This window comes from Rhodoferax sp. (assembly GCF_039922535.1).
In the GTDB taxonomy this organism is placed as follows: domain Bacteria; phylum Pseudomonadota; class Gammaproteobacteria; order Burkholderiales; family Burkholderiaceae_C; genus Rhodoferax_B.
In genome coordinates this window covers 1-9,506 of sequence record NZ_JBDTEM010000014.1, presented here as the reverse complement: position 1 = coordinate 9,506, position 9,506 = coordinate 1, and the positions used below count along the sequence as shown (strand labels likewise).

General features: G+C 64.3%; 9 protein-coding genes. 2 read left to right on the top strand and 7 right to left on the bottom strand.

The window, feature by feature from the left end:
• Positions 1–573, bottom strand: a 573-nt coding sequence (locus tag ABI213_RS00440; protein ID WP_348025654.1) for a LysR family transcriptional regulator, incomplete at its 3' end; no start/stop codon positions are given.
• A 98-nt stretch (positions 574–671) separates the two neighbouring features.
• Between ABI213_RS00440 and ABI213_RS00435 the strand changes: the two genes are divergently transcribed.
• Both ABI213_RS00435 and ABI213_RS00430 read left to right on the top strand, forming a co-directional pair.
• Entirely contained in the window at positions 672–2,237 is a 1,566-nt protein-coding gene (locus ABI213_RS00435; RefSeq protein ID WP_348006611.1) for an NADH-quinone oxidoreductase subunit L, read from the top strand.
• A 21-nt stretch (positions 2,238–2,258) separates the two neighbouring features.
• The gene (locus tag ABI213_RS00430; protein WP_348006610.1) at positions 2,259–4,799 is read left to right on the top strand and encodes a DUF2309 domain-containing protein; all 2,541 of its coding nucleotides are present in this window, start codon (positions 2,259–2,261) and stop codon (positions 4,797–4,799) included.
• 102 nt (positions 4,800–4,901) lie between these two features.
• On the opposite strand, the gene ABI213_RS00425 is transcribed toward ABI213_RS00430, so the two are convergent.
• The 6 genes from ABI213_RS00425 to ABI213_RS00400 form a co-directional block, all read right to left on the bottom strand.
• Complete coding sequence (locus tag ABI213_RS00425) at positions 4,902–5,678, bottom strand: ATP-binding cassette domain-containing protein (protein WP_348006609.1); 777 nt, start codon at positions 5,676–5,678, stop codon at positions 4,902–4,904.
• On the bottom strand, positions 5,675–6,409 hold the full coding sequence (gene modA, locus ABI213_RS00420) for a molybdate ABC transporter substrate-binding protein (protein ID WP_348006608.1): 735 nt from the start codon (positions 6,407–6,409) through the stop codon (positions 5,675–5,677). The genes ABI213_RS00425 and modA overlap by 4 nt, the downstream gene beginning before the upstream one ends.
• A gap of 11 nt (positions 6,410–6,420) precedes the next feature.
• Positions 6,421–7,104 (bottom strand): molybdate ABC transporter permease subunit, encoded by a 684-nt coding sequence (modB, locus tag ABI213_RS00415; protein ID WP_348006607.1) that lies wholly within the window; start codon positions 7,102–7,104, stop codon positions 6,421–6,423.
• Positions 7,105–7,125: 21 nt separating this feature from the next.
• Positions 7,126–7,479, bottom strand: a complete 354-nt coding sequence (locus ABI213_RS00410) for a LysR family transcriptional regulator (protein WP_348006606.1) — start codon at positions 7,477–7,479, stop codon at positions 7,126–7,128.
• Positions 7,476–8,213 carry a sulfite exporter TauE/SafE family protein gene (locus tag ABI213_RS00405; protein WP_348006605.1) on the bottom strand — a complete coding sequence of 246 codons (738 nt, stop codon included), beginning with the start codon at positions 8,211–8,213 and terminating at the stop codon, positions 7,476–7,478. The genes ABI213_RS00410 and ABI213_RS00405 overlap by 4 nt, the downstream gene beginning before the upstream one ends.
• Positions 8,214–8,298: 85 nt before the next feature.
• A partial coding sequence (locus tag ABI213_RS00400) for an alpha-D-glucose phosphate-specific phosphoglucomutase (protein WP_348025652.1) occupies positions 8,299–9,506 on the bottom strand: 1,208 nt, incomplete at its 5' end.

The following is a 9,506-nucleotide window of genomic DNA, read 5'->3' as shown; positions in this document are numbered from 1 at the left end:
CAAGTCTTCAGGAATACGCAGGCTCTGCGCGCCCCACCGACTGGCGGGCCCGACCACCGAGATAGCCTGGCTGCCCAAAAACCGGCAATGCAGAGGACGACCAGGGTCCGCGGGAACGCTCTCATTGGCCAGCACCACATCAAGCTGGTGCTGTACCAGCCGCGCCAGCAGCCCCTCCAGCAGCCCGGACTCCAGGGTCAGCACCACGGTGGGGTCGGCCAGCAAAGGGCGTATCCAGTTCTCCTGGTAGTTGCGCGACAAGGTGGCCACGCTGCCCACACGCAGACGGGTGATGCCGGCCGAGCGACCTTGCAAGCGCCCCAGCATTTCCTGGCCGAGACCGAAAATGTTGTCGGCATAGGCCTGCACCAGGTGCCCCGTGTCGGTCAAAACCAGACGACGGCCTTCACGGACAAACAAGTTTTCGCCGATCCGTTCTTCCAATTGGCGAATCTGCGCCGAAACTGCAGATTGCGAGGTATGCAACTCCTCGGCAGCGCGGGTGAGATGCCCAAGTTTGGCCACACGCCAAAAATAGAAAAGGTGGTGAAAATTGAGCTGATCGAGCTTCATCGTTCGTTTTTAAATATTTATTCGTTCTAATCAATCTATTTTACGTATGCCTTCTTCGCAAGCATCATCCTCGCAATGCATTTAAAAAAGGTCATGTAATGGACATTCCCCAGATGTTGTATCTGGCCTGTGCCTTGGCGCCGATCATTTTGATGGCGTCCGTGGCGCTGCTGGCGCGGGCGAATTGGGTCTCTATACCGACGCTATGGCGGGTATTTCATACGCTTTCCTACGCCTCGCTGGCTTTCACCGGCTTTTCTATCCTGGCTGGAGCCAACGGCCCGCTGTGGCCCAGCGCGGTAGCCACCACGTCCTTGGGCATGGTTCTGGCGCTGCTGGTGCAGTTGCTGGGTACGGTCATTGGCGGCTTCTCGGCCCGTTACCTGCAAGGCGAAGTCGGCCAGCGCCGCTATGTTGCCGCCTTGGCTGCGGTACTGGCCAGTGTGCATTTGCTGCTGATGGCCGACCACTGGCTGGTCCTGATTGCGGCCTGGGCATCGGTAGGGGCAGCCCTGCAGCGTCTGCTGTGCTTCTACCCGGATCGCCCTTTCGCTTTGCTGGCTGCGCACAAAAAGCGCATTGCGGATCGGCTGGCCGACGTGATGCTGCTAGGCGCTACGGCGCTGGCGTGGTGGCAGGTAGGCAGTGGCTCGCTGTCGGCGCTGTGGGCACATATTGCCCAGCAGGGCCTGTCCATACCCTTGCAAGCCAGCGCCGTTTTGCTGGTGGTGGCGGTCACGCTGCGCACGGCCTTGCTACCCGTGCATGGCTGGTTGATCCAGGTGATGGAAGCACCGACGCCGGTGTCCGCGCTGTTGCATGCGGGCGTGGTCAATCTGGGCGGCTTTGTGCTGATTCGCTTCGCACCGATGCTCGAACAGGCCATCCCTGCGCGCCTCTTGTTATTGGTGCTCAGCTTGGCGACTGCCGTGCTGGCGGGCATGGTGATGCTCACCCGGATCAGCATCAAGGTCCGGCTGGCCTGGTCCACCGTAGCGCAAATGGGCTTCTTGCTGCTGGAATGCGCGCTGGGCCTTTACACCCTGGCCGCCCTGCATCTGGTGGGGCATTCGCTCTACAAGGCCCATGCCTTCCTGTCGGCATCGTCTACCGTACGCCAGACCCGTTTACGCGCCTTGCACAGCACCTCTTTACCAAGTGCCTTCAGCCTGGTGCTGGCACCGGTGCTAGCGATTTCTGTGGTGTTCTTGGTGCTGGCACTGGTGGCGCATGCGCCCTGGCCCTGGTGGTGGAGCGTTGTGCTGGGCCTGGCCTGGGCTCCCTTGCTGTGGTTGCCGAGCGCGCAAGCCGATTTACTCGCCCGCTTTGCACAGGGCTTTATGGGACTCTTGATGGTGGCCGGCTTGACGGTTGCCGCCATGGCCGCGCATGCCCTGCCGCTGGGCATACAGGATGCCCCGGAACAAGGGCTGGGACTGATCGCGCTGGTGGGCATGGCGGCTTTGTACCTGTGCCAAGCGCTGCTACAACGCTGGCCGCAGCTGCTGTCGCGCTGGCGTCGTTGGAGCTACGCGGGCTTCTATCTGGACGAGGCCTACACCCGTCTGGCCCTGCACATTTGGCCCGCCCGCTGGACGCCTGGGGCTTCCATGCGCGTGGATCCCAAGGCTGCTACGGCGCGGCAGCGCAATACGCCACGCTGAGCGGGCATACCGGAGAACCTGATGACGGACCTACTGAACACCGACGCGCAGCCAAGCCTGGCCCTATACGTCCCCCACTTGGAGACCCGGCATGCTGCGATAGAACAGGCTTGCAGCCAAGCCTGCCAGGCGATTGCACCCACGTGGCCGCTGGACCGCACCATCGCTGTGAATCCACACTGGTCGCGCATCGGCATGCCGGTACGCAGGGTGGCCGCTCGCATGGCGGTGCTGGGCGGCATCCAGGTCTTTCCACCGCGAGATCGGCAACTGCAGGCCTGGCGCGATGGCCGCATCGCCGCCGCCGATCTGGCCCAAGCGCTGCAACAGCTGCCCGAAGCACACGCGGCGGGCCTCACGCCCGAACAGTGCGCCAATGCGCTGCAGGCCAGCGCGCCGCCCGTGCAGTTGCCGCTGCTGGTCGATGTGCTCGACACCGACACCAATCGCCAGGCCAGGCTGTCCTGGCGGCAGGCCCTCACACACCAGGTCAGCCAGACCTGCGCCGCCTATTTCGATGAACACCAGGCCAACTGGCAGCCCGCGCGCGACCAGGGCTTGTATGCCTTCTGGCGAGAGACCTTGCAGCACGACCACGGTATTGGTCTGCTGATGCGTTTGCCCCACATCGGCCGGGCCATCAGCGCCTTGCCCGCCACCGCGCTGGAAGCAGAGCGCTGGGTGATGGCGCGTCTGGGGCTGCCGCAGGCGGTGTGGGCAGACTATCTGGAGTCGTTGCTGTTAACGGTCAATGGCTGGGCATCCTGGTGCGCTTATCTCGGCTGGCAGGCTGGTTTGGCGGGCAACCAAGACTCGCACCTGCGCGAGTTACTGGCCATCCGCCTGGCCTGGGGTGCATTGCTGCTGGAGTGCAAGGACGATGTGGCCCCGCGGCAGGCGTTTGCTGCGTTGCAACATGCCTGGAGCCAGGCCCCCGCCGTGCTGCAGGAGACCGAACGCGCCTTGCTGGTCGACGAGGTGTGGCAGTTGGCGCTGGAGATCGGCTTCCAGCGCGGGCTGGCGCAGCAGCTGGCCGGGGCAAGCAGCGTAGGCGCGGCACCGGCAGAACTTGAAGTCCAGGCCGCCTTCTGCATCGATGTGCGCAGCGAACCTTTGCGCCGCGCGTTGGAAGCCGCGCAGCCGGGCCTGCAGACCCTGGGGTTTGCAGGCTTTTTCGGTCTGCCGGTGGCCTACACCCCTTTGGCAACGCAGGCCCGGCGGCCCCAATTGCCCGGCTTGCTCGCGGCGGCCATGGAGGTGGGCGACCGCATAGTGAGCGCCGATGCGGCCCATCGCGAAGCCGATGCGGCGCAACAAATTGCCGCCAGCCGCGCACGCCAGGCGCGATTTGCCATGGCGGACCAATGGCACGCGGCCAGCCGCTGGCCGGGAGCCGCCTTCTCCTATGTGGAGGCGGCAGGCCTGGGCTATCTCGGCAAACTCGGCCATTGGCTGCTGCCGGGCAAAAACGGGCGCGCCAGAGACGACCTGGAGGGCCTGCCTGCCCGTTACCGCCCCATCTGCCGCCCCCAACTCCTGGGCCTGGACCTTGCAGCAAAAGTCGCGCTGGCCGCGCGGGTGCTGCATGCGATGGGGCTGGATAAACAGCTAGCACCGCTGGTGCTACTCGTAGGGCACGGCAGCCAGTCCACCAACAACGCCCACGCAGCCGGGCTGGACTGCGGCGCCTGCTGCGGCCAGACCGGCGAGGTCAATGCGCGCAGCCTGGCGCAACTGCTCAATGACCCGGCAGTCCGCCATGGTCTGCACTTGCAGGGGCTCACCATCCCAGAGTCCACCCAGTTCGTGGCCGCGCTGCACAACACCACCACCGATGAAATCGAGGGCTTTGATCTCGATCTGCTGCTGCCCACAGCGCGCACGCGGTGGGAGACGCTGCAAGCGGTATTTGCCCAGGCCAGCGACTTGGTCCGCCGCGAGCGGGCCCCCAGCCTGCAACTGGACCCGCTTGCGCCGCAAGATATGCTCTTGGGCCAACTGCGCCGGCGCGCCAACGATGGGGCCCAGACCCGACCCGAATGGGGGCTGGCAGGCAATGCGGCTTTTTTGATCGCCCCCCGGCACCGCAGCCGGGGCCTGGCGCTGGGCGGGCGCAGTTTTCTGCACGACTACGATGCCCGCCAAGACGGCGACGGTAGCGTCCTGGAGCTGCTGATGACCGCCCCCATGCTGGTCGCACACTGGATCAACTGGCAGTACCACGCGTCCACCTGCGACCCGCAGCGCCTGGGCAGCGGCAACAAACTGCTACACAACGTGGTGGGTGGCTGCCTGGGCGTGTTCGAGGGCAATGGCGGCGACCTACGGATCGGCCTGTCGCGCCAATCGCTGCATGACGGCGAGCGTTGGATGCACGAGCCGCTGCGACTCACCGTGGTCATCGACGCACCCCAAGCCGCCATTAATGCGGTGATTGGCAAGCACGCGGTCGTCGGGCAATTGCTGGACAACGGCTGGCTCCACCTCTGGCGCTTTGGGCAAGCGGGCTTCGAGCGCTATGGACACGGGGCATGGTCTCCGGTGAGTCTGGGGATTGATTGATGTCGCGTAGAACCTGAACCGATGGCAGGCCGAGGTGACAGCAGCACCCAGGTGAAAATATATAAAAAGTGCATTCAGCGCATATACCACCTGCGCAAGCAGCTATTTATTCAATAGCATTTCTCGCAACTTCTGTCGTAGCGGAGACGCATCCAGTTCGGTGCCACCCAGCGCTTGCCGCGCAAACTGGCGGCTGCTGGCATCGTGCAGGTGAACTTCTTGCACCACCTGCCCCGCATCGAACACAAAAGCCACATTGGCAAGGGCCAGTACGTCTTCCACGTCGTGGGTGATCATCAGCGCCGGAATGCCCCACTGGCTGCGCACCTGGGCCAGCTCTTCGCGCAGGCTGTGGCGCAGGCTGGGGTGCAATGCGGCAAACGGCTCGTCCAGCAGCAGCACCTGCGGCTGGCAAGCCAGCGCCCGCGCCAACGCCACCCGCTGCTGCTGCCCGCCGGACAGCGTGGCCGGGCGGCTGTGGGCCAGGGCGGCCAAGCCGAAGCTGTCCAGCAGGGTCTGGATGTGCGCGTGTTCTGTGGCCGACAGACTGCGTTTGCGCCAGCTTTTCAAGCCGAAAGCGATGTTCTCCTGCACCGACAAATGGGGAAACAGCGCGTAGTTTTGCGGCAGGTAGCCGACGCGGCGCTGGGGCGTGGGGATGTTGATTTTTTGCGCCGCATCAAACAGCGTGCGCCCATCCAGCCGAATGCGGCCCCGTGTGGGCCGCAGCAACCCGGCAATGGCCTGCAAAGTCAAAGTTTTGCCTGCGCCCGATGGGCCGTACAGCGCTGCAAACGGCACATCGCTGGCGAAGCGTACGGCCAGATCGAAGCGCCTGCGGCCATCGGAAACCGTGAGTTGGATGTCTACATCGATCAAGGTTTGCCAAAGCCGTATTTAGCCAAGACCTGCTGTGCCGCGTCGGTGAACAGGAAGTTGACAAAGCTCTGTGCCACGGCCTTCTGCTTGCTGTCGCTGACCACCGCCAGCGGATACGACACCGGTGTGTGGCCGGGCGGGGTGAGAACGATCTTCACCTTGTCGCCAAACAAGGTGGCATCGGTGCGGTAGACGAAACCGGCTTCCACCTCGCCGCGGCTCACGTAGTCCAGCACCTGGCGCACGTTGTCGGCTTGCACAAACTTGGGCTCCAGCACGGTCCAGAGGTGGGCACTGGTCAGGGTTTGCTGGGTATAGCGGCCTGCGGGCACGGTGGCGGGTTTGCCGATGGCGATTTTGCGCACCGCAGGGCCGGTCAGGTCTTGCAGGGTTTTGAGGCCGGGGCCGTCTTTGCCGGGTTCCACCAGCACCAGGCTGTTGGTGACAAAGTTTTTGCGGCTGTCGGGGTCGATCAGCTTTTGCGCCACGGCCCGGTCCATGGTGTCCTGGTCGGCGCTGACGAACACGTCCACCGGCGCGCCCTGGCTGATCTGCTGCAACAGCACCCCCGAGGCGGCGAAGTTGAAGCGCACGGTGCTGCCGGGCTGGCTGGCTTCGAACTTGGGGCCGAGTTCTTTGAACGCATCGGTCAGGCTGGCGGCGGTAGAGACGGTGATTTGCTGGGCTCCCACGGCCAACGGTACGAGCAAGAATAGGCTGAGAAGACGCATGAATAGGTTCCTTAGCGGAGTGAAAAAAAGCGGTTTGACAGCACCAGCACGGTGATCGACAGCACCGAGGTGATGGCCACCAGCAGCAGCGCCAGGTCGTCTTGCCCGGCCTGCACCGCGTCGTAAATCGCCATCGACAGGGTTTGGGTTTGCTGCGGAATCGAGCCGGCCACCATCAGCGACGCGCCAAATTCGCCCATGGCGCGGGCGAAGGCCAGCAAGGTGCCCGCCAGAATGCCGGGCCATGCGAGGGGCAAAGTGACGCGCAAAAACACCGACAACGGGCTTTGGCGCAGCGTGCTGGCCGCCGCTTCTAGCGAACGGTCTACCCCCGTAAAAGCGGCGCTGGCCGACTTCAGCACCAGCGGCAAGGCGACGATGCTGGAAGCAACCACCGCGCCGTGCCAGCTGAAAATAATCGTGTAGTCCAGGTGCGCCCGCAGCCAGCTGCCCAGCGGGCTGCGCCGTCCGGCCGCCACCAGAATCGCGTAGCCGATCACCGTGGGTGGCAGCACCAACGGCAGCATGCACACCGCCTCCAGCACGCCGCTGCCGGGGAAAGATTTGCGGGCGAAGATCCAGCCGAGTGCGATGCCGACGATGGTGGCCAGCAGCGTCGCCACCGCCGCCACTTTGAGCGACAGCAGCAGGGGAAACCAGTCCATGGTGGCGAGCAATGCAGACATGGCCCGCATTGTATCCACGCGGATATAGCGCTAAGGCGCCAGCAAGGCCTGCAGCGCCGCGATGTCGGCAGCGGCCGCCGTCCGGGCAGCCTCCTCCACCGCCCGGTAATGCCGCACCAGCTTTTCACCCAGCGGCGACAGCGCCGTGCCGCCGCCCTGCGCGCCGCCAGCGGCGGTGGTGACGGCGGGGGCCACCAGTGCGCGGTTCATCTCATCCACCAGCACCCAGGCGCGCCGGTACGACATGCCCAATTGCCGGGCGGCGGCCGAGATGGAGCCGGTCTGCGCAATGGCTTCCAGCAGATCAACCTTGCCCGGGCCGATGGCAATGCTGGCATCGCGGTAGATGCGCAGGCGGAACTGGGCTTTGCTAGGGGCACTCATAGCGGCTTGGCAAACAGGCCAATGGTCAGGCACACGCCGATGCAGACGATGGCGATGCGCAGATATTTCTCGTTCACCCGGTGCAGCGCCCAGGAGCCGATAAGCCCGCCCACAATCGCCCCGGCACCTAGCACCAAGGCGGGCTGCCAATGCACCTCGGGCGAGGTGACGAACAAAACCACTGCTGCTGCATTCATCACGCCGGCCAGCGCGTTCTTGGTGGCCCCGGCATTGCGGGTAGGCAAACCCGCCATCGTCAGCGCCGCCATCATCAAGAAACCAATGCCGCCGCCAAAGTAGCCGCCGTAGATGGCGATGAAAAACTGCGCCACCGCCGCGCCCACGGGGCTGATGTGTACCGATGCCTGCCCCGGCTTGCGAAAAAAGCTGCCCCAGGCAAACACCACGGTAGCGAAAAGCACCAGCCAGGGCACCAGCCGGGTAAAAATGTCCGATGGGGTGTGCAGTAGCAGCAAGCCACCCAGGGCCCCACCCACCACGCTGACCAACAGCAGCGCCCAAAACGGCAAACGCCCTGCCCCGGTCACCAGCTTGCGGCCCGCAAAGCCGGCCGTCACCTGGCCCGGAAACAGCGCTACGGTGGAGGTGATATTGGCCGCCAGCGGCGACATGCCCGACAAAATCAACGCGGGCAAGGTGACGAACGAGCCACCACCGGCTAAAGAGTTCTGCAAACCAGCCCACAGCCCCGCCACCAAGATCAAGACCAGCACGCTGGAAATCCTTTAAAAATACAGATAAAAAAAGTACTCTAGCGCAGGTAGAACCTGCGCTGGCAGCTACTTATTCAATAGCAAATTAGGCCAGAGCCACATCCACAATACCCTGCGCTTCTTGGGTGATGCGGCGCAGATGCTCCTCGCCGTGGAAGCTTTCGGCGTAGATTTTGTAGATGTTCTCGGTGCCCGAGGGGCGCGCGGCGAACCAGCCGTTTTCCGTCATTACCTTCAGGCCGCCCAGGCTGGCACCGTTGCCGGGGGCGGTGGTCAGCACCTTGGTGATGGGCTCGCCCGCCAGCTCGGAGCTGGTGATCTGCTGCGGGGTGAGCTTGCCGAGCTTCTTCTTTTGCTCGGGCGTGGCGGGTGCGTCGATGCGGTCGTAGGCCGGGGCACCGAAGGCATCGGTCAGCAGCTTGTACGACTCGCCGGGGTCGCGGCCGGTGCGGGCGATCATTTCGGCGGACAGCAAGGCGGGCACCAGGCCGTCCTTGTCGGTAGTCCAGACACTGCCGTCGCGCCGCAGGAAGGACGCGCCCGCGCTTTCTTCGCCCACAAAGCCCAGGCTGCCGTCGCACAGGCCGTTGGCAAACCATTTAAAGCCCACGGGCACCTCGTACAGCGTGCGGCCCAGGCGCGCGGTGACGCGGTCGATCATGCCGCTGCTGACCAGGGTTTTGCCCACACCGGCCTGCGCGCTCCAGCCGGGGCGGTTCTGGAACAGGTAGTCGATGCACACCGCCAAATAGTGGTTGGGTGGCAGCAGGCCCACGCTGGGGGTGACGATACCGTGGCGGTCGTGGTCGGTGTCGCAGGCAAAGGCGATGTCGTATTTGTCTTTGAGCGAAATCAGCGAGGCCATGGCGTTCTTGCTGGACGGGTCCATGCGGATGCGGCCATCCCAGTCCACCGACATGAAGCGGAAAGTGGCATCCACCTGCTCGCTCACCACATTCAGATTCAGCGCATATTTCTCGGCAATCCGGGCCCAGTAGTGCACGCCAGCGCCGCCCAGTGGGTCCACGCCCATGCGCACGCCGGCGCTGCGGATCAGGTCCATGTCGATCACATTGGCCAGATCGGCCACATAGGTGGTCACGTAGTCGTGGCGGTGGGTGGTGTCGGCGCGCAGGGCCTGGGCGTAGGGCATGCGCTTCACGTCCTTCAGGCCGGTTTCCAGGTGCACGTTGGCGGCTTTTTCAATCCAGCCGGTGATGTCGCTGTCGGCCGGGCCGCCATTGGTGGGGTTGTACTTGTAGCCGCCGTCTTCGGGCGGGTTGTGCGACGGGG